Source organism: Methylobacterium sp. UNCCL125, from assembly GCF_900116795.1.
GTDB classification, from domain to species: domain Bacteria; phylum Pseudomonadota; class Alphaproteobacteria; order Rhizobiales; family Beijerinckiaceae; genus Methylobacterium; species Methylobacterium fujisawaense.
In genome coordinates this window covers 61,418-84,527 of sequence record NZ_FPBW01000002.1, presented here as the reverse complement: position 1 = coordinate 84,527, position 23,110 = coordinate 61,418, and the positions used below count along the sequence as shown (strand labels likewise).

Genomic DNA, 23,110 nt, shown 5'->3' with positions numbered 1-23,110 from the left:
GAGACCGGCCGCCGCAGGGGTGACCGGACCGGCGCGCGCCGCTGACGCAGAACCGGAAACTTGGCCGTTTGACCAGGACTTTGCGCGCCTGCCCTGACATCCCACATGAAGCCGCGGGGACGCGGTCTGCGTCGGAAGCACGCCCTGTCTGCCCCCCGGGGCGGTCCCTGCGTGCAACTGCCGCTTCCCCCGCGGCATCGCCTGTGCGACGGCAGCGTGACAGGATCTGCCCCGCCCTCGCCCAGGACAACAGCCCGAACCCGGTCATGTGGACCCGAGAGATCCCCTTCATCGATCCCGTCGCGGCGGCGGCCCGGCTGCGCGCCCTGCCCGGGCTCGCCTTCCTCGACAGTGCCATGCGGCACGACTCCCTGGGTCGCCATTCGATCGTGGCCGCCGAGCCGTTCGCACGCTTCCGCTACCGCGACGGGCGGGCGACCCTCGACGGAAATCCGGTGCCGGGCGGTCCCTTCGCGGCTCTGCGGGCGTGCCTCGCGCCGTACCGGATCGAACCGGACGCCGAAGAACCCTTCCCCGGCGGGGCGATCGGCTATCTGGCCTATGACCTCGGGGCATCGCTGGAACGGGTGGCGCCGCCGGCCCGGCGGGCGGGGCTCACCGACGACATCGCCCTGAACTTCTACGACACGGCCCTGGTGATCGATCACGCCGCGGGCACCTGCCGGCTCGTCGCCACGGGGTTCCCGGAGACCGCACCGGCCCAGCGGCAGGCCCGCGCGGAGGCGCGGCTCGCCCGATTCGCCGACCGGCTCGGCGGCGCGGAGATCCCGAGCGCGGCCGCCGCCGGAGCGCCGGAGCCGCTCACATGGCGCTCGAACTTCGACCGACAAACCTATGAAGAGGCTGTCGAAAAGGTCCGCGCCTACATCCGGGCGGGCGACATCTACCAAGCCAACATCGCCCAGCGTTTCACCGCCGATCTCCCGGCCGGCTTCGATCCGTTCGCCCTCTACCGGCGGCTGCGCGCCACCAACCCGGCGACCTTCGGCGCCTATCTGGAGCTGGAGGGCCTGACCGTCGCCTCGTCCTCGCCCGAGCGGTTCATCCGCCTCGACGGCCGTCACGTGGAGACCCGGCCGATCAAGGGCACCGCCCGCCGCGCGGATAACCCCTCGGACGACCCGGCGGCCGACCGGGCGGCGGCCGAGGCGCTCCAGGCCAGCGTGAAGGAGCGGGCCGAGAACGTCATGATCGTCGACCTGCTGCGCAACGATCTGTCCCGGGTCTGCGCGCCGGGCAGCGTCGCCGTGCCGACGCTCTGCGGCCTGGAGACCTACGCCAACGTCCACCATCTGGTGTCGGTGGTGACCGGAGAGCTCCGCGACGGGCTCGACGCCCTCGACCTCCTGGAAGGGACCTTCCCGGGGGGCTCGATCACCGGCGCCCCGAAGATCCGCGCCATGGACATCATCACCGAGATCGAGGGCGACGCCCGGGAACTCTATTGCGGCGCCATCGGCCGGATCGGCTTCGACGGGGCGCTCGATACCGCGATCGCGATCCGCACGGTGTTCATGGACGACCGACAGGCGGTCCTGCAGGCCGGGGGCGGGGTGACCCTGCTGTCGGAGCCCGGCCCGGAATACGACGAGACACTCGCCAAGGCCGCCCGCGTCTTCGAGGCCTTCGCATGATCCTCGTCCTCGACAACTACGATTCCTTCGTCTTCAACGTCGTCCGCTACCTGGAGGAGCTGGGCGAGGAGGTCCGGGTCGTGCGCAACGACGCCCTGGACGTCGCCGGCATCCGGGCGCTGGCCCCCGAGGCCCTGGTGGTCTCGCCCGGCCCCTGCACCCCGGCGGAGGCCGGCATCTCCCTGCCGGCGATCCGGGAGCTGTCGGGGGCGGTGCCGATCCTCGGCGTCTGCCTCGGCCACCAGGCGATCGGCGCGGCCTTCGGCGGCACGGTGGCGCGGGCGCAGCGGCCCCTGCACGGGCAGATGACGCCGATCGCCCATACGGGCGAGCGGCTGTTTTCCGGGCTGCCGGCGCCGATGCCGGTGGGGCGCTACCACTCGCTCGTGGTGACCCCCGGCCCCGAGATGGAGAAGCACCTCTCCGTCGACGCGGTCTCGCAGGAGGGGGAGGTGATGGCCCTGTCGCACCGGACCCACCCGACCTACGGCATCCAGTTCCACCCGGAATCGGTCCTGACCGAGGGCGGCCACGCCCTGTTCGCCAATTTTCTGGGGCTGGCCCGGGCCTGGCGGGAGGGACAGCGCGATGCTGTGGCGTGACGGCGCCCTCGTCGCGGAGACGACCGCGCCGCTGGACCTCACCGACCGCGGCCTGACGCTGGGCGACGGCCTGTTCGACACGGCGCTGGCGCTGGGCGGCCGGGTCGCCTTCGCGGAGGCCCACATCGCCCGGCTCGTGACCTCCGCGGACGCGCTGGGGATCCCCGCCGCGCCGGACCGGATCCGGGAGGCCATGCGGGCGCTGGCCGGCGCGGGGGGCGGGACCGGGGAGCGGCTCGCGATCCGCACCACCCTCACCCGCGGCTCCGGCCCGCGCGGCCTGAAGCCGCCGAAGGATCCGAGCCCGACCCTGTTCGCCACCGCGGCGCCGAGCGCCCGCAGCGCGGCCTTCGCGCCCCTGCGCCTGTGGCCGACTTCGATCGCCCGCAACGACACGTCCCCGGCCGCCCGGCTGAAGACCTTGGGCTACGGCGACGCGGTGCTGGCCGCCCGCGACGCCGCCGCGGCGGGGTTCGACGAGGCGCTGTTCTGCAACACCCGGGGACGCGTCGCCTGCGCGGGCACCGGCAACCTGTTCGGCCTGTTCGGGGAGATCCTGGTGACGCCGCCGCTGACCGACGGCGTCCTCGCCGGGATCGTGCGGGCGGAGATCCTGGCGCTCGCCGCCGGATGCGGGCTCCGGGCGGAGGAGCGGTCGCTGAGCCTGCCCGACCTGATGGGCGCCGAGGCCGTGTTCCTGACCAATTCCCTGCGGCTCCTCGCCCCCGTGACGGCGGTGGGCGAGGCGGCCTTCGCCAGCCTCGGGCACCCGGCGGTCCTCCGCCTCAGGGCGGCGCTCCGCGAGTCGGTGGCCCGCGCCTGCGGGGTGACGGAGGAGTCCGTCGCGTGACCGGGCAAGCGGTCGAGACGGGCCGCCGCCGGCTCCGCTACGGGCTCGCGGCCCTCTACGCCTTCATCGGGGTGGTGCATCTCGTGGCGACCGACGCGATGCTGCCGCTGATGCCCGACTGGGTGCCGCAGCCGCGGCTCGTCATCCTGGCGACCGGCCTGTGCGAGATCGCCGGCGCCGTCGGCCTGCTGACGGGCCGGTTCCGCCGGGCGGCCGCGCTCGGCCTCGCCCTCTACGCGGTCTGCGTCTACCCGGCGAACCTCAAGCACGCCTTCGACCACGTCGCCATCGCCGGCATCCCGGATTCCTGGTGGTACCACGGCCCGCGCCTGGCGTTTCAGCCGGTCTTCGTCTGGGCGGCGCTCTGGGCCGGCGGGCTGATCGACTGGCCGTTCGGCGGGGACCGCGGATCTGCCGGCGCCGCGCCCCGGACCGCCCGCGCTCCGCAGCGCCCGCCGACGCCACCGGGACGGGACGCGCAGGCCCCCATCCGGGATCCCTGATCACAGGATCCCCGGATCCCCGGATCCCGGCAGGCCCTGATCACAGGATCCCGGGCGATGGACCGGCCGCCAGGCGGCCCGGAAGACCGCCCCCCGGCCCCGAACGGCGGACGACAGGCCGACGCGTCGCGACCCGGGCCCGCCCGTCTCTGCCCGACGCGGTGTGGGGCGCCTTCGAAACCCCGAAAGGTTCCTCCACAGGCCGAAGATATCGCCCGGATACAGCCGGCCGGACCGGGGTTCACCGAGGAGGCCGCCGACACCGACGGTGGCCCTTCAACGGAGACAGACCGCCATGGCCAAGCAGAAGACGCTGCAGGACGCCTTCTATGAGACCCTGAAGGACGTCTACTATGCCGAAAAGCAGTCGGTGAAGGCGCTCAAGAAGTCCGCCAAGGCGGCGGAGCACGACGCGTTGCGCCAAGCCTTCGAGACCCATGCGGAGGAGAGCGCCCAGCAGGTGGAGCGCCTGACGCAGGTCTTCGAGATCATCGGCAAGCCGGCCCGGGCCAAGACCTGCGAGGCGATGCAGGGGATCGTCTCCGAGATGGAGGAGGACCTCGACGACTTCGCGGGCAGCCCGGCCGCCGACGCGGTTCTGGCCGCCTGCGCCCAGGCGGTGGAGCATTACGAGATCGCCCGCTACGGCACCCTGAAGACCTGGGCCGAGCAGCTCGGCTACGCGGATGCCGCCAAGCTCCTGGACGAGACCCTGCAGGAAGAGAAGACCACCGACGCGCTGCTCTCCCGGATCGCCGGGACGATCAACGCGGCGGCCGATGCCGGGGAGGGCGAGGCGGAACCGGCGAAGGGCAAGGGCAAGAAGGGCGCCTGATCGCCCACGGGGCCCGGCGCCCCTCGCGGGTGCCGGACAGCGGGGCCGCCCTCCGGCCGGGCCCGGCTCAGTTCGCCTTCTCGATGGCGCTGAGCGGCGTCCAGTAGCAGCGGTCCTGCGCGTCCTTCAGGGCGAGGCAGCCGTAGCTCATCGTCCGGGACTCGAGCCGGACTTCCTCGCCGGGCTTGAAGGACCGGCACTCGCCGCTGGCGAGGCTGCCCTTCAGCAACTGCCCGAACCCGGATTCGTCGCCCGCCATGACCAGCTTGAACAGGCGGTCGGTGACCTCCTGGCTGTGGCAGCCGAACCGATCCTGGACGACCGTCTCGGCCGCGGCGGGCCGGGACAGGGCGGCGGTGACGGCGAGGGCGGCGAGGACGGGCAGGGCGAAGCGCATGCGCGGAACATATCCGCGGACCGCCCCGTGTCGAGCCCTCGGCGCGCCGGGGAGCCGCGGAGGATCGCCGCGGGTAACCCCGGCGCGGATCGCGGAGCGGTCGATCAGGAACGTGGCACCGCTCGGCCTCGGAACCTGGACGGGGGAGGTTCCTTCAATCCGAGCCGGCGCGTCCGGAGCGGGAATCCCGGCGTCGGCGGTCCGCCGACGCGCGCCCGGAAGCCCCTTGTCGAGAGCGCGGGTGCCTCGCGGGATCAAGCCGCCCCCGGCTGCCGCGAAGGCCGCCGTCGCCGGCGTGCCGGGCGGCGAGGACGGGCAGTGCCGATTTGCCCTACGCGGCGACGGGCCTGACCACGACGTCCTCGGCATAGACGAGGGTTGCCATGACGCCGGACCGGATCCGATCGAACACCGCGTCGAGATCCCCGACGCTCTGCATCAGCACGGCGCACGAGAGGGCGACGATCTGCGGGGTGCGATCCGTCCCTTCGGCGAGGAAGTCGCGGATCGCATCGACGAGGGACGCGGTGGCGTCCGCCTCCGCGGAGGCGCCGAGGACATGCAGGCAATCCTGCCGCAGGGACACGAGATTGCCGTCAACGACCGAGACCCATTGCCGGTCGTGATCGTAGATGAGCCAGCGCACCGATCCCGCCGCCACGGGAGCCAGTCCCGCGAGATAGCGCTGAGCGGCTGCATCATCGAACATGGCGCGGGTTTAACGCCCGGCGGCCGGAACGCCAACGCGTCGGATCACCGTTGCGGAGCCCGGCGGATCCGCCGCGACGAGCCCGCAGATCGGGCCGCGGGCGTTCGAGCGGCGCGGCCTGACAGCGCCGCTCGAACGCGGACAGACGAAGGTCCCAGTCGCGGATCTCGCGAGGCGGTCGCCCGATTCGGATCCGGGCCACGCGCCGCTACGGCCCACCCCCCGCCTCGTCGCGCTTGGCCGCCTGCCACGCCGCCTCCATGGCGGCGAGGTCGGAGCGGCCGAGGGCGCCCCCGGAGGCCGCGAGGTGCCGCGCCATGGCGGCGAAGCGGCGCTCGAACTTGGCGGTCCCGTCGCGCAGGGCGGTCTCCGGGTCGATCCCGGCATGCCGGGCGAGGTTGGCCACCGAGAACAGGAGATCGCCGATCTCCTCGGACAGGGCCTGCGGGTCGCCCGCCGCCAGGGCCTCGGCGACCTCGTCGGTCTCCTCGCGGACCTTGTCGACGACCTGGGCGGCCTCGTCCCAGTCGAAGCCGTAGGCGGCCGCCCGCCGGGAGATCTTCTCCGCCCGGGCGAGGGCCGGCAGCGCCCGAGCGACGCCGCCGAGCGGGTCCGGCGCCGGATCCGGCGCGGCGCCTGTGTCCTGCAGCGCCTCTTGCCGCGCCTCTTGCCGCTCTTTCTGGCGGGCCGCCCGTTCCTGCGCCTTGATCGCCGCCCACTGGGCCTCGACCTGGGCCGGATCCCGCAGGGGCGAGCCGGCGGGCAGGGGCGTGCCGTCCGGGGTGAAGACGTGGGGGTGGCGCCGGACCAGCTTGTCGCCGATGGCGCGGGCCACGTCGTCGAAAGCGAAGGCGCCCTGCTCCTCGGCCATGCGGGCGTGGAACACCACTTGAAGCAGCAGGTCGCCGAGTTCGTCCCGCAGGTCGCGCAGATCCCCCCGCGCCACCGCGTCGGCGACCTCGTAGGCCTCCTCGATCGTGTAGGGCACGATGGTGGCGAAGCTCTGCGCCACGTCCCAGGGGCAGCCGGCGACGGGATCGCGCAGGGTCGCCATCAGGCGCAGGAGCCGGCTCAGAGGCGCCTCCTCCGCAGCACCCGCCGCCTTCGCCCCGCCCGGCCCAGGCCGGCCCGCATCGCGTGTCTCGCTCATGCGGATGGCGTTAGAGCATGGCGCGGCGCAGGGAAATCCGCCCGCCGGCGTGCCCCTCGGGATCGCGATGCAGGTCCGGCCGCGCCAGCGGGCCATCGACGCGCGGGCCCCGGGGGCATCCGACTCCGGCGGCCGTCAGCGCGTCGCCCGGACGCAGAGCGGCTCCCGGGGCAGCGCCAGGGTGAACGACCAGAGGATCCGGCCGGCCGAATCCGTCAGCACCGCGCCCCGGTCAGGAGCATGGGGCTGGCGGTCCGGCCCAGCTCCCGGGCGCCACGGATCGCCGCCTCCACGCCGTTCGCCTCCAGATGGTCGCTGGCGAAGGCGAGGCCCCAGCGGCCGTCCGCATGCTCGAGGGTGTGTCGGAGGCAGAAGGCCGGCATCGCTTGGGCCGCCGCGAGGCGAATCACCGGCCGCCCGGGGCGCGGGCACGAGCCAAGCGCCGACGTGAGCGGTGCCGCCGGTCGGCGCGACTGATCCAGATCAAGCGGAAGCGCATGCGCCGCCGTCCGGCCCGCGCGCCGTGTCGCAGGGTGTCGCAGGCCGCCCGCGCCGGGCCCGCCGCCCGCTGCGGGAGGTCCGCGCGAGGCCGTGCCGGGTCTTGTTCCAGCGCAGCGGGGCGCGGACCAGCTCGATCAGCGCCAGCCACGCGGCCAGGCTGACCAGCAGGAAGTAGACCGGCATCCACGGGACCGACTGGGCGAGGTCCCCCCAGCCGCGCCGGGCGCAGCCGGCGAGGGCGGGCAGGACCAGGGCGGCGAGCCCCGTCCCGAACAGGGTGATGGCGAGCCCGGTGGGCAGGTTGTCCAGGAAGGCGGGCGCGGCCGGGATCTCCAGGACCAGGAAGGACCACGCCGCCGCGACGAGGCAGACCGGGTAGGCGAGCGCCGAGGCCACCGTCCCCGGGACCAGCGCGACGGCGCAGAGCGTCTCCAGGCCGCCGAGGCTGCGTGCGGTGTCGAGGGGGCGCCGCCCGTGGGTGAGGCTGGTCTGGACCAGACCTTTGAGCCAGCGGGTGCGCTGGCCGAGCCAGGGTCCGAGACGGGCGGGGGCCTCCTCGAAGGTGGGGCTGGGCAGGTCGCCGACGGTGTAGCCCGCGAGCGCCAGCCGCAGCCCGAGATCCGCATCCTCGGTGACGTTGTGGGCATCCCAGCCGTGCAGCGCCCGCACCACCGCGGTGCGCAGGTGCATCGAGGTGCCGCCGAGGGGGACCGGCAGGCCGCAGCGGGCGAAGGCCGGGTTCAGCACGTCGAACAGGCCAGCATATTCGAGGGCGAAGACGCGGGCGAGATACGAATCGCCGGCATTGTCGATCACGAGCCGCCCCTGGAGGCAGGCGGTGCGCGCGGGCAGGCGCGCGAACAGGGCGGCCGCCAGCCGCAGCTGTCCGGGATCGGGCACGTCCTCGGCGTCGTAGACCGTGAGCAGGGCGCCGCGGGCCAAAGGCAGCGCGGCGTTGAGCGCCCGGGGCTTGGTGCGCGGGCCGCCCGGGGGCACCGTGATCACCTCGAACCGGGCCGGCAGGGTGTCCCGGGGAAGGGCGGAAGCGGTCTCCGCGTCGTCCGCCTCGAGCAGCAGCTTGATGTCGAGCTTGGCGGCCGGATAATCGAGGGCGGAGAGCGCCTTGAGCAGGTCCGGCACCACCGCCGCCTCGCGGTGGAGGGGGACGAGGACCGTGTAGACCGGCAGGTCGGCCTCGGCGAGGGGCGCCACCGCCTCCGGCTCCACCGGGGCCGCGATGGCGAGGGCCGCGATCCGGAGGGCCGCCATGGCCAGGAACAGGATCTGCCCGGCGATCACCACCGCGCGCGCCAGCGGGGGCGGCAGCGCCGCGCACAGGCAGAGCGCGGCGGTGACCGCGAGGGCGAGGACCAGCAGCCAGCGGAGGGCGGGCTCGGGGGCCGTCGCCCGCTCGGGGGCGCGCCGCCGCAGGTCGTGCGCCGCATGATCCGCCACCTGCTCGGGGATGGCCGCGAACACGGCCTCGCGCAGGCGCGTGGGGCTGGTGATCGCCGGCATGGCGGCGCGGCACGGAGCGCGGCCCGGGGCGTCGAGGAGGTCCGCGATCGCCCGCCCCCGGGGCGCCAGCACCCAGGGCGACACCGATCCCGGCGCCAGCGGCGCGAGACCGGCCACCAGGCTGTCGGGGAAGCGCAGGCCCAGGCCGAACGGGATCGGGCCGTCGAGGTAGGGGGCGCCAAGCGCCCGGGCCAGGGCTTCGTAATAGGCCGATTCGGCGATCAAACCGGCATTCAGCAGGGCGGTCGCCGCGTCGGTCCCGGCCGCGGCCGCCGCGGCGGCCGCCCGGACCAGCAGCCGGCCGTCGACGCCCTCGGCCAGCAGGAAGGCGATCTCCGACGGCAGGGCCGCCGGCCCCGCGGGCGGGCGCTGGACCGACACGCCGCGCTCCCCCGGTGGCCCCAGGACGTGGTAGAGGAGGGGGGTGAGCCAGTCCCCGCCCCCACGCTCCGAGAGGAGCACCACCCCCTCCCGATCGTCAAGAGGCGATAGGACACGCATCCCATCCCGGCGCATGGCGGCCGTGCTCGCCGCCGCGCTCCTCGCGGCCCCGGCCGCGCCCGCCGGTGCTGCAGCCGGTGCCACCGCCGAGGCCACAGGTGTCACCGCCACCCCCGCCGTCACGGTGCCGGATTTCTGGAACCCGCGCAGCCGGGGCGAGCGGATCGAGGCGCCCCAGACCGGGCGGGCGGTCCGCTTCCTCACGGACGACGAGTTCCCGCCGCTGCACTTCGCCGGCCCCGACGGCAACCCGACGGGCTTCGTGGTCGAGCTCGCCCGCGCCGTCTGCGAGAAGCTGACGATCACCTGCACGGTGCAGGCGCGCCGCTTCGACACCCTGCTCGATGCCCTCGACAGCCGGCAGGGCGACGTGGTCGCGGCCGCCATTCCCCTGACGGCGACGCTGCGGCAGAAATTCCTGGCGACGCGGCCGTATTTCCGCTGGCCGGCGCGGTTCGCCGCCCGGACCGACAAGGGCCTGCCCGTCCCCTCGGCGGTGGCGCTCGCCGGCCGCAGCGTCGGGGTCATCGCCGGCAGCGCCCATGCGGCCTACCTGAAGGCGTTCTTCCCGAAGGCCGTGGCCAAGGACTTCACCGACCTGGCGGCGGCCGAGGGCGCACTCAAGCGCGGCGAGATCGACTACCTGTTCGCCGACGGCCTGAACCTCGCCCTCTATGTCGGCGGCCAGGACGCGGAGACGTGCTGCGCGCTCATCGGCGGCGACTATCTGGAGAACCGCTATTTCGGGGAGGGGATCGGCCTGATCACCCGCCCGGAGGACGCCGCCCTCTCCCGGGCCCTGGACGACGCGCTCCAGCGGGTCTGGGACGACGGCAAGTACACCGAATTGTACCTGCGGTTCTTCCCGGTAAGCCCGTTCTGACGGACTTCCTTCCTGGGCGATGATGCCGCCGTCGACCGGCTCATGCCGGACGGGGCGGCGGAGCCGGGCACCGCAGTCTCAGGCCACGAGCTCAGGCCACGAGCGCGGGCGCGCGATGGAACCCCGCATTGCACCGTCAGGCGTTCCGCTCCGATGCGAACCGCTCTAGGGTGCGCGCTCCCAATTCGCGTTCATCCCCGAAGACATGCAAGCCGCCTCCCCAGCCCTGACCCTCGACCCCGACATCATCGAGGCCGCCGCCAACGCCGCCGCCTGGCCCTTCGAGGAGGCGCGCAAGCTCGTGGCGCGGCTGGAGAAATCCGGCAAGACGGAGGTGCTGTTCGAGACCGGCTACGGCCCCTCGGGCCTGCCGCATATCGGCACCTTCGGGGAGGTCGCCCGCACCTCCATGGTGCGCCACGCCTTCCGGGTGCTCACCCGCGACGCGGTGCCGACCCGGCTGATCGCCTTCTCGGACGACATGGACGGGCTGCGCAAGGTTCCGGACAACGTGCCGAACCGCGAGATGCTGGCCGGCCATCTCAACCAGCCGCTCACCCGCGTGCCGGACCCGTTCGGCACCCATGACAGCTTCGGGGCGCACAACAACGCCGAGCTGCGCCGCTTCCTCGACGCCTTCGGGTTCGCCTACGAGTTCCGATCGGCGACCGAATGCTACCGCTCGGGCGTGTTCGACGCGACGCTGCTGCGGGTGCTGGAGCGCTACGACGCCGTCATGGAGATCATGCTGCCGTCCCTGCGGGCCGAGCGCTCGGCGAGCTACTCCCCGTTCCTGCCGCTCCACCCGGTCACCGGCCACGTGATGCAGGTGCCGATCGACGCGGTGAACGCCGGCAGCGGCACCATCGCGTGGCGCGATCCCGCCACGGGCGAGCGCTACGAGACCCCGGTGACCGGCGGCCACGCCAAGCTGCAATGGAAGCCCGACTGGGCGATGCGCTGGGTGGCGCTGGGCGTCGATTACGAGATGGCCGGCAAGGACCTGATCGATTCGGTCAAGCTCTCCGCCAAGATCGCCCGGGCGCTCGGCGGCGAGCCGCCGGAGGGCTTCAACTACGAGCTGTTCCTCGACGAGAAGGGCCAGAAGATCTCGAAGTCGAAGGGCAACGGCCTGACCATCGACGAGTGGCTCAAGTACGGCACGCCGGAATCGCTCGCCCTGTTCATGTACAACAAGCCGCGCGAGGCCAAGCGTCTGTTCTTCGACGTGATTCCCCGGCACGTCGACGAGTATATCGGCTTCCTCGACCGCTATGCCGGCCAGGACGCGAAGCTCCGCCTCGGCAACCCGGTCTGGCACCTGCACGCCGGCACCCCGCCGGAGCCCGAGACGGTCGAGGGCGCGAGCCTGACCTTCGCGATGCTGCTCAACCTCGCCGCGGTGGCCAACACCGAGGATCCGGCGGTGCTGTGGGGCTTCATCCGCCGCTACGCGCCGCAGACCGGGCCGGAGACCCATCCGGGCCTCGACCGGCTGGTCAAGCACGCGCTGAAATACTTCTCGGACTTCGTGCGGCCGGCCAAGACCTACCGGGCGCCGACCCCGGAGGAGCGGGCGGCCCTGGAGGATCTGTCGGAGACCCTCAGGGACCATGCCGGCTCCACCGATCCGGAGGCCCTGCAGGCGGTGGTCTACGAGGTGGGGCGGCGCCACTTCCCCGACACGTCCGGCAAGGCCAAGAGCCCGGACGGGCGGCCCGGCGTGTCGCAGGCGTGGTTCACGAGCCTCTACAACGTGCTGTTCGGCGAGGCGCGCGGACCCCGCTTCGGCTCCTTCGTGGCCCTCTACGGCGTGGCGGAGACCCGGAGCCTGATCGAGGCGGCCCTCTCGGGCGCGCTGGTGGCCGAGCACGAAGCCTTCGTGGCCGGCACGGCCAAGGTCGCGTGAGCAAGGACCGCAGGAGGGCGTGATGGTCGTCGACAGCCTCGCCGCCCTGGAGGCGATCTACACCGCCCCCCCGGCGGCCGCCTCCACCGCCAAGGTGGCGGATTCGGTCACGCCGGACTACGCGGCGCTGATCGAAGCCTCGCCCTTCGCGGTGCTGGCGACGAGCGGCCCGGAAGGGCTCGATTGCAGCCCCCGCGGGGACCAGCCGGGCTTCGTGCGGGTCGCCGATCCGCGCACGCTGATCCTGCCCGACCGGCGCGGCAACAACCGGATCGACTCGCTCCGCAACATCGTGCGCGATCCGCGGGTGGCGCTGCTGTTCCTGATCCCGGGCTCGGGCACGACGCTCCGGGTGAACGGGCGGGCGGTGATCTCGGCCGATCCGGATCTCCTCGCCACGTTCCGGGTCGACGGCCACGCGCCGCGCACCGCAATCGTGATCACGGTCGCGGAGATCTACTTCCAGTGCGCCCGGGCGATCATCCGGGCCAAGCTGTGGGATCCGGATGCCCGCGTCGATCCGGCGAGCCTGCCGACGCCCGGGTCGATCCTCGCGGCGCTCACCGCAGGCGCAGTCGGCGGCCAGCGCTACGACGCGGAATGGCCGGAGCGGGCGGCCAAGACGATGTGGTGAGGGACGAGTCTGGGCGCCGGCCTGTCCGACCCGCTGCCTCATCCTGAGGGGGGGGTGGACGTTTCGGGCACCAGCCGGCGGGCCGCTCCGGGATCCCTCACCCCACCAGAGCGAGATCCTGCGTCTCGGTATCGGGGATGACGTCGACCTCGACCTTGAGGCGCTGCTTGCCCGAGCCGCTGACGATGCCGTCCACGGGGGCCACGTCGCCGTAGTCGCGGCCGCGGGCCACCACGATGTGGTCGTCCTGCACCGGCACGCCGTTGGTCGGGTCGAGGCCGAGCCAGCCGTCCCCGCACCAGACCGCCACCCAGGCATGGCTCGCATCCGCCCCGCGCAGGCGCGGGCGGCCCGGCGGCGGCACGGTGCGCAGGTAGCCGCTGATATAGGCCGCCGGCAGGCCCATGCCGCGCAGCGCCGCGATCATCACGTGGGCGAAATCCTGGCAGACCCCGGCCCGGAGCGCGAAGGATTCGGCGAGCGGCGTGGAGACGGTGGTCGCCTTGGCATCGAAGCGGAAGTCCCGGCCGATCCGCAGCATCAGGTCGTGGGCCGCCCCGTAGGCGCTGCGGCCGGCGGAGAAGCTCGGCCGGGCATAGTCGGTGATCGCGGGCAGCAGCGGCACCCGGCCGCTCGGGAACAGGAAATGCACCGGCGCCCGGCCGGCGAGGTCGCGCCCGGCCACCACGGCGTCGCGGACCCGCTCCCAGGCCATGCCGGATTCCGGCGGCGGCGGGGCCGGGCGCTCGACCCGCACGGTGGAGAGCGCCTCGACGCTGAAGGTGGTGTGCGGCGCCTCCAGGGTGATCGCCACGGCCTCGATCCCGAAATAGTCGCGCCGCATCACCGCGCGGGCCGGGCTCGGGTCGATCGTGACGGCGCTCGCCAGCACGCTCTGGCCCTCGCCCTCCTGCGGCTTGAGCCGCAGGGTGCAGCGGGCGAAGTGCACCGGCCGCCCGTAGCGGTAGGTGGTGCGGTGGCGCAGCGTGTAGATCACGCCAGCCCCGTCAGCTTCTCGGGGCGCAGCGCGTTCGGCCCGGTGGGGAAGTAGCGGGCCGCGATGCCGTCGGCCAGCCGCTCCAGGTCGGTCGCGAGCGCGGTGAGGCGCACGGCGTCGAAATCCGCGGCCTCGCCGCTGCGCAGCTCCGCCAGGATCCGGGTGGCGAGGCGGCAATGGGGCTCGGGGATGCCGTCCGCGGCCAGCGCCGGCAGGTCGGCGAGGTGCCGGGTGATCGCCTCGGCCTGGAAGGCGATCGAGCGCGGGTTGTAGGGGTCGAGCAGCACCATGTCGCGGACCGGATCGAGGGCCGCCCCCTGCAGGTAGCGCCGCCCGTAGCTGATCTGCGAATCGCACAGCGACAGCATCACCCCGAGGCAGCCGGGCGTCGCCTCGTCGTTGGCGAAGGCCAGCGCGAAGGCGCCGGTGTTGATCGCCCGCTCGATGCGCCGGCCGAGCTCGATGAAGTGCCAGCCCTCGGCGCGGCTCATGTTCTCGTGGGTGAGGCCGGCGAGCGCCGCGAGCTGGCTCAGGGCCCGCTCGGCGCGGCCGGCGAGCTGCGACTCGGTGAAGGCTCGCTCGGTGTTGAGGGACAGGAACTCGTTCAGGTCGGCCAGCACCCGCCACGCCTCGCCGGACAGGCGGGCGCGGAGCGCGGCGGCGTTGCGGCGGGCCGCGAGGATGTGGGACCGCGCCGAGCCCGGCCGATCGCGCCCGGCGAGCGCCTCCAGGGCGAGGCGGGCGGTGGGCAGGTCGGCCGCGCCGATGGCGCCCCATTCGTGCAGGAGGGCCCGGAGCGCCAGGGCCGCGGGCGTGTCAAGGGCGCCCGAGATGTCGGTCCCGACGGCGTCGCCGACGCTGCGCAGATGGGCGAGCACCAGCCGGATCACCGCCTCGCCGCGCTCCAGGTAGCGTCCGAGCCAGAACAGGCCGTCGGCGGCCCGGGCGGGGAGATGGCCCCCGACCCGCCGCACCCGCGGGGCCGCCTGCGTGCCGATCAGGGGCGCGGCGACCGGCTTCTCGGACAGCACCCAGACGTCGGCGGAGCGGATGCCGAGCCGCAGCTCGATCGGGTCGACGTCCTCGCGCTCGGAAACCCGGCAGAAGCCGCCGGGCATGACCTGCCAGCCGAGCGGCGTCCGCGTGGCGAAGACGCGGACCACGAAGGGGCGGGGGACCAGGACGAGGCCGTCCGGCCCGCGCTCCCAGCCCGGCATGGTCGAGAGCGGCGCGGCCTCCTGGGCGACGTAGTCGAAGGGCCGGTCGCGCAGGGCGGCGACGACCCGCTCCCGCTCGGCCGCCAGGACCGGGCCCGCGAGGATCGCGTCGCGCCCCGCCCCGCGCTGGGGCGTGGCGGCCGGGCGCAGGGTCAGGCTGTCGAGGTTGGCCTGGGCGTGCGCCAAGCCCTCCAGGTCGCCGCACCACCACGTGCGCGGATGGCCGAGCCGCAGGGGCTCGCCGAGAACGCGCCGGGCGATGCCGTCGAGATAGGGGGCGAGCGCGGCCGACTCGACGAGGCCCGAGCCCGGCATGTTGGTCATCACCAGGGAGCCGTTGCGCAGGGCCTCGAGGATCCCGGGCACGCCGAGCCGCGAAGCCGGATTCAGCTCCAGGGGATCGAGGAAGTCGGAGTCGATCCGCCGCCACAGGGCGTCGGCCCGCTTCAGGCCCGAGACGGTGCGCACGTGCAGGCGGCCGTCCCGCATGACGAGGTCGTCGCCCTCCACCAGCATCAGGCCGAGATAGCGGGCCAGCGCCGCCTGCTCGACATAGGTGCTGCTGTAGGGGCCGGAGGTCAGCAGGCAGATCCGCGGGTCGACGCGCTCGGCTCCCAGCGCCAAGCCATCGCGAAAGGCCTGGAAGAAGGCCGGCAGGCGCTCGACGTGGAGGTCCTGGAAGAAGTCCGGGAAGGTCCGGGCCAGGACCATCCGGTTCTCCAGCGCCCAGCCGAGGCCCGAGGGGGCCTGCGTCCGGTCGGCCAGCACCTGCCACCGCCCGTCCGGGCCCCGGCCGAGATCAGCGGCGTAGAGCTTGAGGTAATGGCCGCCGGGGGGCGTGACGCCGTGGAGCGGGTGCAGGAACTCCGGCGTGCCGGCCACGATCGCGGCGGGCAGCAATCCCTCGGCGACCAGCCTACCATCCCCGTAGACGTCGGCGAGGATCGCCTCCATCAGCTCCGCGCGCTGGACGATCCCGGCGCTGAGGGCCGCCCACTCGGACCCCTCGATCACCAGGGGCAGGCAGCCCAGCGGCCAGGGATGCTCCCGCTGGTCGCCGGCGATGCGGAACGAGATGCCCGCGTCCCGGATGTGCCGCTCCGCCGCGACGAAGCGGGCCATGATCTCCGGCTCGGTGAGGCCGCCGAGACGGTCGAGCAGGCGCGGCCACGCCCCGCGCGGAGCGCCGTCCGGGCCCAGGAACTCGTCCGGCCGGCCGGAGGCGGGGCGGTAGCCCGCGCTCCAGCGGGCGACGCGCTCCCGCGGGCCCTCCGGCCGCTCGGCCCGACCGCGGCTGCCCGCGAGCGCCGCCTCCATCACGGCCCCCCGGTCACTGCGGCTTGCGGATCCACACAGCGTGGACGGCGACGCGGCCGCAGAAGGGAGCGCGGGTCCCCTCTCCCATGCGGGAGAGGGACAGGGTGAGGGGTCGGGTCTGCCCGAAAGGGGCGCGTCCTGCCGGCGCGTCGACCCTGAAGCCTCTCGTCCCTCACCCCAACCCTCTCCCGCACGGGAGAGGGGGCGCGTCGCGCTCTGTCGTCCGCGTCCGTGTCCGACCCAGATGTGTGGACATCGCGGATCATTGCGGGGCCGGCATCCGCAGGTCGAGGGTGAGGGGGAACTCGGCGCTCGATTCCGGCCGGGGCATGTCGATCCGGCCGGGGGTATGGCCGTGCGGCTGGAACCGGGCGAGGCGGCGCCCCTCCGCCTCGTAGGCGTTCACCGGATGGGTCTCGTAGTTGCGGCCGCCCGGATGGGCGACGTGGTAGCGGCAGCCGCCGAGCGAGCGCCCGTTCCAGGCATCGAGGATGTCGAAGGTGAGCGGCGAGTGGGCCGGGATCGTCGGATGCAGCGAGGAGGCCGGCTGCCACGCCTTGAAGCGCAGGCCCGCCACGGCCTCGCCGCCGCGGCCGGTGCCGGTCATGGGCAGCCGGCGGCCGTTGCAGGCGATGACGTGCCGCTCGGGCACGAAGCCCTCGACCTTGACCTGCAGCCGCTCGACCGAGCTGTCGACGAAGCGCACGGTGCCCCCGCTGGTCCCTTCCTCGCCCATCACGTGCCAGGGCTCCAGCGCCTGGCGCAGCTCCATCCGGACCCCGCCCTGCTCGACCGTGCCGAAGACCGGGAACCGGAACAGGGCCTGCGCCTCGAAGGCGACCGGATCGAAAGCGTACCCCGCCGCCCGGAGATCCTCCAGCACCGAGAGGAAGTCGGACCAGAGGAAATGCGGCAGCATGAACCGATCGTGGAGGTTCGTGCCCCAGCGGACACAGCCGCCGGTCTGCGGCTCCCGCCACAGCCAGGCCACGAGGGCGCGGAGCAGGAGCTGCTGCGCGAGGCTCATCCGGGCGTCCGGCGGCATCTCGAAGGCCCGGAACTCCAGCAGGCCGAGGCGCCCGGTGGGCCCGTCCGGCGAGTAGAGCTTGTCGATGCAGATCTCGGCCCGGTGGGTGTTGCCGGTGACGTCCACGAGGATGTTGCGGAACACCCGGTCGACGAGCCAGCGCGGGATGTTGGGCGCGTCGGGGGCGGGGATCTGGGCGAGCGCGATCTCCAGTTCGTAGAGCCCGTCGTGGCGCGCCTCGTCCATGCGGGGGGCCTGGCTCGTCGGGCCGATGTAGAGGCCCGAGAACAGGTACGAGAGCGCCGGGTGGCGCTGCCAGTAGAGCACGAGGCTCTTGAGCAGGTCGGGCCGGCGCAGGAACGGCGAATCGTCCGGCGTGACGCCGCCCATGACCACGTGGTTGCCGCCGCCGGTGCCGGTGTGGCGCCCGTCGGTCATGAATTTTTCCGCGCCGAGCCGGGTTTGCCTCGCCTCGGCGTACAAGTCGGTGGTGATGGCGACCGCCTCCCGCCAGGAGGCGGCCGGGTGGACGTTCACCTCGATCACGCCCGGATCGGGGGTGACCTTGATCACGCCGATCCGCGGGTCGTAGGGCGGCTCGTAGCCTTCCAGCTGGATCGGCAGGTTCAGCTCGGCGGCGGCCGCCTCCAGGTGGCCGGCGAGTTCGAGATACTCGTCGGCGCGCTGCACCGGCGGCATGAACACCCGCACCACCCCGTCGCGGGGCTCGATCGAGAGCGCCGTGCGCACCGCGACGCCGGTGATCCCTGAACCGTTGACGGTGGTCGCGCCGGGACGCCCGTCGGTGAGGGGCGGGCGCGACTCCAGGGGGTCCTGCGGCTGGTAGTAGGGATAGTGCTCCGGCGGCACGTAGGGCAGGGACGACAGGGGCAGGCGGAAGCCCACCGGCGAGTCGCCCGGCACCAGGAAGGCGGCGCCGCGCCGGAAGTCCCAGGCTTCCGAGATCCAGACCCGGTCGGCATCGCCGTCCCTGCCGGTGGGCAGGCTCGCCAGCGGCAGGACGTAGCCCGCGGCCTCAGCCAAGCCCCGCTCGTAGACCCGCTTGATCCGGGCGTCGAACTCCACGGAGCCGGACCGGGCCGCGGCGGGCGTGACGTTGACCGGCAGTTCGGCGGCCTTCTTCTCCCAGACCTCGCTGTCCTCGAAGGCCGGGATGACGTAGTCGGCGAGGCCGAGGCGGCGGGCCAGCGCGTCGGCGAGGGCCTTGGCCTGCGCGATCGTGGCTTCGCCCGCCTGCCCTGCGGCCGCCTCGGGGGCGATCAGGTCCGGATTCCGCCAGATCGGCTGGCCGTCCTTGCGCCAGTACAGGGCGAAGGCCCAGCGGGGCAGGCTCTCGCCGGGATACCACTTGCCCTGGCCGTAATGCAGCAGCCCCCCCGGGCCGAACCGGTCGCGCAGGCGCCGGATCAGCGTGTCGGCGAGCCCCCGCTTGGTCGGGCCGACCGCGGCGATGTTCCATTCGGGCGATTCGAAATCGTCCACCGAGACGAAGGTCGGCTCGCCGCCCATGGTCAGGCGCACGTCCTGCGCGGCGAGGTCGGCATCGATCCGCTCGCCGAGCGCGTCCATGGACGCCCAGACCGCGTCCGAGAACGGCTTGGTGATCCGCGGCGTCTCGGCGACGCGGGTGATGCTCATTGCGAAGCCGAACTCGGTCTTGGCCGGCTCGACCGCCCCCGAGATCGGCGCGGCCGAGCGGTAATGCGGCGTCGCCGCGAGCGGGATATGGCCCTCGCCGGTGAGCAGACCCGAGGTCGCGTCCATGCCGATCCAGCCGGCGCCCGGCAGGTAGACCTCGGCCCAGGCATGCAGGTCGGTGAAGTCCGACGCGGTGCCGGTGGGGCCGTCGACCGCGACGGTGTCGGGCACGAGCTGGATCAGGTAGCCGGAGACGAACCGGGCGGCGAACCCGATCCGGCGCAGCACCTGCACGAGCAGCCACGCCGAATCCCGGCAGGAGCCGCTCTTGAGGCGCAGGGTCTCGGCGGGCGTCTGGACGCCGGGCTCCATGCGCACGCCGTAGGCGGTCTCCCGGGCGATCTGGGCGTTGAGCGCCACCAGGAACTGCACGGTGCTGGGTTCCGCGGGGAGCCGGGCGAGCAGCGCCGCCATCTCGGGGCCATCCGCATCCACCGGCGCGCGGTAGGGGGCCAGCTCCTCGGCGAGGTCCGGGTCGTACGCGAAAGGGTGGGTCTGGGCGTAATCCTCGACGAAGAAGTCGAACGGGTTGATCACCGCCAGGTCGGCGGTGAGGTCGACCTCGATCTTCAGCTCGTCGGTCTTCTCCGGGAAGACGAGGCGGGCGAGCCAGTTGCCGCTCGGATCCTGCTGCCAGTTCAGGAAGTGGTTGGCGGGCGTCACCGTGAGCGCGTAGGCCGGAACCTTGGTGCGCGCGTGCGGGGCCGGGCGCAGGCGGATCACCTGGGGGCCCAGGCTGATCGGCCGGTCGTAGCGGTAATGCGTGACGTGGTGCAGGGCGGCTTTGATCGACACGATGGCTCCGTCTGAAGGATCGAATCCGGCCTCGGCGCCGGTTCCGGACGTCACGGCGGGTCGACCATCGCCCCCCACCGCGCGGTTATGCGACACGAACCGAGACACAAGCAATTTCCGTGCGGCGGCGCCCAGGCCTCCGAACCTCTGGCCGGAACTTTGCCGCCTGGCCCCGCTTTGACCGGCAGGTGGGCCGGGTGCCGGCCCGGGACCGCGCGATGAAGATCTTCCAGTGCCAGGCCTGCGACCAGCCGGTCACCTTCGAGGCGACCGCCTGCGAGAGCTGTGCGCGGCAGCTGGGCTATACGTGCGTGGTCCACGAGGTCTCGGCCCTGGAGCCGCAGGGGGCCTCGGCGCACCCGCTGATGGGCGGCGCGCAGGTCTTCCACGCCTACGCGGATCCCGGACGGCGCTACCGCCTGTGCAACAACGCCGTTTCGGAGGCCTGCAACTGGCTGGTGCCGGAGGACAGCCCCGACATCTACTGCACCGCCTGCCGCCACAACCGCGTTGTGCCGGACCTGTCGCAGACCTGGAACCTCACCCGCTGGCGCCAGATCGAGGCCGCCAAGCGCAGGCTGTTCTATTCGCTGCTGCGCCTGGACCTGCCGCTCGCCACCCGCGCCCAGTACACGGACGGGCTGGCCTTCGACTTCCTGGCCGATCCGTCCGAGAGCTTCTCCGGCGGAATGCCGGTGCTGACGGGGCACATCAACGGCCTGATCACCATGAACATCGCCGAGGCCGACGATGTCGAGCGGGAGCGCCGCCGGATCCTGTTCGGCGAGCATTACCGCACCCTGCTCGGCCATTTCCGGCACGAGATCGGGCATTACTTCTGGTACCTGCTGGTGATGAACAGCCCCACCATGGGGGCCTTCCGGGCGCTGTTCGGCGACGAGCGCCTGAACTACGTCCAGGCGCTGCAGAACCATTACGCGCGGGGCGCGCCCGCCGACTGGGACGAGGCCTACGTGTCGGCCTACGCCACGGCGCATCCCTGGGAGGACTTCGCCGAGACCTTCGCGCATTACCTGCACATCGTCGACACGGTGGAGACCGCCTCGACCTTCGAGCTGCACGTGCGCCCGCGCCTGCGCCACGGGCAGGCGGCACCGACCGTGATCGACTTCGACCCCTACAACACCCAGGATCTCGACCGGCTGATTGCGGCGTGGCTGCCGCTGACCTACGCGATCAATTCGCTCTCCCACAGCATGGGCCAGCCGGCGCTCTACCCGTTCAAGCTGACGCCGACGGTGATCGCCAAGCTCGCCTTCGTGCACGAGCGGATCTACGCCTCCCGCACCGGCATCCTGCCGGATGCCGGCGAGGCGGGCGCCGAGATGCTCCGGGCGGTGATCCTGGGCCTGCGCCAGAAGGTGCCTGCGCCGACGGTGTGAGGGCAGGGCGGACGGACGGGCGCCTCACGCCCCCCCGTGACGTTCCGCGAAGGCGCGGAACGCCGCCAGGGTCTCGGCGCTGACATGGTGCTCGATCCCCTCCGCGTCCCGCCGGGCGGTCTCGGGGCTCACCCCCAGCGCGCACAGGAAGCGTTCGACGATCCGGTGGCGCTCCCGCGCCTGGGCGGCGAGCCGGCGGCCGGCCTCGGTCAGGAACACGCCGCGATAGGGCCGCTGCTGGACGAACCCGTCCTCGCACAGACGCTTGAGCATCTTGGCGACGGTGGGCTGCGCCACGCCGAGGCGGGCCGCGATGTCCACTTGGCGCGCCTCGCCGCCGTCGCCGATCAGGTCGTCGATCAGCTCGACGTAATCCTCGACCAGCTCGGACCGCCGCGCCTCGCGGGCCTGCCGGAAGCTCTCCACGTGCCGCTCGGGATCGACCAGCGCGGTCTCGGGCGAGCCCGGCTCGGACGGTTCCTGCATCGGCTCTCCCTCTCGGCACGCACACGCCGCCCCGCCCCTGTCTAGCAAAAACCGGCGGCCGGAGGGGAGTCCCACGCGGCACGCGGAAAACCCCTTGAATCCCGCGGCCGCAGCCCTGAATATAGCCCGAGCTATATCTTTGAGGAGAGGGTGAGCATGGTGGCGCCGAACGCCGGGACGGCCCCCGGGGGCGCCCCGCCCGGGGCGATGAGCCGGCGGACGGAGAGCGCCATCCGCGACGTCCTCGAAGGGCGGGCGGGTGGACGGGGCCGGTTCCTGCTGTTCGCGGGTCCGGCCGTGACGGCGTCGATCGCCTACATGGACCCCGGCAACTTCGCCACCAACATCCAGGCCGGCGCCCGCTACGGCTACGGGCTGCTCTGGGTGGTGCTGCTCGCCAACTTCACGGCGATGCTGTTCCAGGCCCTGTCGGCCAAGCTCGGCATCGTGACCGGCAAGAACCTCGCCGAGCATTGCCGGGACGCGACGTCGCGGCCGGTGCGCCTCACCCTGTGGGGCATCAGCGAGGTCGCCGCGATGGCCACCGACCTCGCGGAGTTCCTCGGCGGCGCCATCGGCCTGTCGCTGCTCACCGGCATGCCGCTGATGGCCGGGATGGCGATCACCGCGATCGTCACCTACGCGATCCTGCTCCTGGAGCACGAGGGCTTCCGGCCCCTGGAGATCGCCATCGGGGCGATGGTCGGCACGATCGGCCTCTGCTACGCGATCGAGCTGCTGATCGCCCCGGTGGCCTGGGGCGAGGCCGCGAAGGGCCTCGTCACCCCGCGGATCCCGGACGCGGAGGCGCTCACCATCGCGGTGGGGATCATCGGCGCCACCGTGATGCCGCACGCCCTGTTCCTGCATTCCGGCCTGACCCAGGGGCGCGGCAGCCCGCGGAACGAGGCCGACCGGCGCCTTCTGGTGCGCTACTCCAACCGCGAGGTGGTGGTGGCGCTTCTGCTCGCGGGCCTCGTCAACATGGCGATGGTGATCATGGCGGCGGCGGCCTTCCATGCCGGCCACAGCGGGGTCGCCGAGATCGGCGAGGCCTACCGGACCCTGACGCCGCTGCTCGGCCCCGCGGCCGGGGCGGCCTTCCTGGTGTCGCTGCTCGCCTCCGGGATCTCCTCCTCGGTGGTGGGGACGCTCGCCGGCCAGCTGGTCATGCAGGGCTTCACCGGCTGGCGCATCCCGCTCCTCGTGCGCCGGCTCGTGACCATGCTGCCCGCCTTCGTGGTGGTGGCGATCGGCGTCGATCCGACCCGGGCACTGGTCCTGTCCCAGGTGGTGCTGTCGCTGGCCCTGCCGGTGCCGATGGTGGCGCTGGTGGTGTTCACCCGCCGCCGGAGCGTGATGGGTCCCTTCGCCAACGGGCCGCTCACCCAGGCGGCGGCCGTCGCGGGGGCGGCCGTGGTGCTCGCCCTCAACATGGTCCTGCTGGCGGCGGCCTTCGGGATACCGGTGCCGGGGCTGGGGTAAGCCCGCGAGGCGGCCGG

Annotated in this window: 19 protein-coding genes; 10 read left to right on the top strand and 9 right to left on the bottom strand. The window is 73.2% G+C overall.

Features of this window, described 5'->3' with window-relative positions; genetic code table 11:
- The first annotated feature begins 266 nt into the window (after positions 1-266).
- From pabB to BM396_RS00300, 5 genes are all read left to right on the top strand, one after another.
- Complete coding sequence (gene pabB / locus BM396_RS00320) at positions 267-1,655, top strand: aminodeoxychorismate synthase component I (protein WP_043379677.1); 1,389 nt, start codon at positions 267-269, stop codon at positions 1,653-1,655.
- A complete protein-coding gene (locus BM396_RS00315) occupies positions 1,652-2,257 on the top strand; it encodes an anthranilate synthase component II (RefSeq protein ID WP_043379680.1) in 606 nt (201 codons plus the stop codon). Before pabB ends, BM396_RS00315 begins: the two co-directional genes overlap by 4 nt.
- On the top strand, positions 2,244-3,107 hold the full coding sequence (locus tag BM396_RS00310; protein ID WP_043379682.1) for an aminotransferase class IV: 864 nt from the start codon (positions 2,244-2,246) through the stop codon (positions 3,105-3,107). The genes BM396_RS00315 and BM396_RS00310 overlap by 14 nt, the downstream gene beginning before the upstream one ends.
- Positions 3,104-3,610, top strand: coding sequence for a DoxX family protein (locus tag BM396_RS00305; RefSeq protein WP_043379683.1), 507 nt, complete (start codon positions 3,104-3,106; stop codon positions 3,608-3,610). Before BM396_RS00310 ends, BM396_RS00305 begins: the two co-directional genes overlap by 4 nt.
- A 295-nt stretch (positions 3,611-3,905) precedes the next feature.
- Positions 3,906-4,445 carry a YciE/YciF ferroxidase family protein gene (locus tag BM396_RS00300; RefSeq protein ID WP_043379685.1) on the top strand — a complete coding sequence of 180 codons (540 nt, stop codon included), beginning with the start codon at positions 3,906-3,908 and terminating at the stop codon, positions 4,443-4,445.
- Between the two features lie 67 nt (positions 4,446-4,512).
- Here BM396_RS00300 and BM396_RS00295 read toward each other — a convergent pair whose 3' ends face one another.
- The 5 genes from BM396_RS00295 to BM396_RS00275 form a co-directional block, all read right to left on the bottom strand.
- Complete coding sequence (locus BM396_RS00295; RefSeq protein ID WP_043379687.1) at positions 4,513-4,842, bottom strand: hypothetical protein; 330 nt, start codon at positions 4,840-4,842, stop codon at positions 4,513-4,515.
- A 331-nt stretch (positions 4,843-5,173) separates the two neighbouring features.
- Entirely contained in the window at positions 5,174-5,551 is a 378-nt protein-coding gene (locus BM396_RS00290; RefSeq protein ID WP_043379694.1) for a hypothetical protein, read from the bottom strand.
- 208 nt (positions 5,552-5,759) lie between these two features.
- A complete protein-coding gene (gene mazG / locus BM396_RS00285) occupies positions 5,760-6,701 on the bottom strand; it encodes a nucleoside triphosphate pyrophosphohydrolase (protein WP_075380061.1) in 942 nt (313 codons plus the stop codon).
- Between the two features lie 215 nt (positions 6,702-6,916).
- Complete coding sequence (locus tag BM396_RS00280; RefSeq protein WP_244538778.1) at positions 6,917-7,084, bottom strand: hypothetical protein; 168 nt, start codon at positions 7,082-7,084, stop codon at positions 6,917-6,919.
- A 100-nt stretch (positions 7,085-7,184) separates the two neighbouring features.
- On the bottom strand, positions 7,185-9,185 hold the full coding sequence (locus BM396_RS00275; RefSeq protein WP_244538777.1) for a glycosyltransferase family 2 protein: 2,001 nt from the start codon (positions 9,183-9,185) through the stop codon (positions 7,185-7,187).
- 49 nt (positions 9,186-9,234) lie between these two features.
- Between BM396_RS00275 and BM396_RS00270 the strand changes: the two genes are divergently transcribed.
- From BM396_RS00270 to BM396_RS00260, 3 genes are all read left to right on the top strand, one after another.
- The gene (locus tag BM396_RS00270; protein ID WP_051975947.1) at positions 9,235-10,104 is read left to right on the top strand and encodes a transporter substrate-binding domain-containing protein; all 870 of its coding nucleotides are present in this window, start codon (positions 9,235-9,237) and stop codon (positions 10,102-10,104) included.
- 205 nt (positions 10,105-10,309) lie between these two features.
- Positions 10,310-12,013 carry a lysine--tRNA ligase gene (locus BM396_RS00265; protein ID WP_043379696.1) on the top strand — a complete coding sequence of 568 codons (1,704 nt, stop codon included), beginning with the start codon at positions 10,310-10,312 and terminating at the stop codon, positions 12,011-12,013.
- 22 nt (positions 12,014-12,035) lie between these two features.
- On the top strand, positions 12,036-12,647 hold the full coding sequence (locus tag BM396_RS00260) for a pyridoxamine 5'-phosphate oxidase family protein (RefSeq protein ID WP_043379707.1): 612 nt from the start codon (positions 12,036-12,038) through the stop codon (positions 12,645-12,647).
- A 97-nt stretch (positions 12,648-12,744) separates the two neighbouring features.
- On the opposite strand, the gene BM396_RS00255 is transcribed toward BM396_RS00260, so the two are convergent.
- The 3 genes from BM396_RS00255 to BM396_RS00245 all read right to left on the bottom strand — a co-directional run bounded on the left by BM396_RS00255 (position 12,745) and on the right by BM396_RS00245 (position 19,719).
- Positions 12,745-13,644, bottom strand: a complete 900-nt coding sequence (locus BM396_RS00255) for a transglutaminase family protein (protein ID WP_043357963.1) — start codon at positions 13,642-13,644, stop codon at positions 12,745-12,747.
- Positions 13,641-16,178, bottom strand: a complete 2,538-nt coding sequence (locus BM396_RS00250) for a circularly permuted type 2 ATP-grasp protein (RefSeq protein ID WP_043379710.1) — start codon at positions 16,176-16,178, stop codon at positions 13,641-13,643. The genes BM396_RS00255 and BM396_RS00250 overlap by 4 nt, the downstream gene beginning before the upstream one ends.
- A 262-nt stretch (positions 16,179-16,440) precedes the next feature.
- Complete coding sequence (locus BM396_RS00245; protein WP_043379835.1) at positions 16,441-19,719, bottom strand: transglutaminase family protein; 3,279 nt, start codon at positions 19,717-19,719, stop codon at positions 16,441-16,443.
- Positions 19,720-19,937: 218 nt separating this feature from the next.
- On the opposite strand from BM396_RS00245, the gene BM396_RS00240 reads away from it, so the two are divergent.
- Positions 19,938-21,122, top strand: a complete 1,185-nt coding sequence (locus BM396_RS00240; RefSeq protein WP_043379837.1) for a zinc-binding metallopeptidase family protein — start codon at positions 19,938-19,940, stop codon at positions 21,120-21,122.
- 24 nt (positions 21,123-21,146) lie between these two features.
- Here BM396_RS00240 and mntR read toward each other — a convergent pair whose 3' ends face one another.
- Positions 21,147-21,608, bottom strand: coding sequence for a manganese-binding transcriptional regulator MntR (gene mntR / locus BM396_RS00235; RefSeq protein ID WP_020093314.1), 462 nt, complete (start codon positions 21,606-21,608; stop codon positions 21,147-21,149).
- Between the two features lie 156 nt (positions 21,609-21,764).
- On the opposite strand from mntR, the gene BM396_RS00230 reads away from it, so the two are divergent.
- The gene (locus tag BM396_RS00230; protein ID WP_043357949.1) at positions 21,765-23,093 is read left to right on the top strand and encodes an Nramp family divalent metal transporter; all 1,329 of its coding nucleotides are present in this window, start codon (positions 21,765-21,767) and stop codon (positions 23,091-23,093) included.
- Positions 23,094-23,110: the final 17 nt, after the last annotated feature.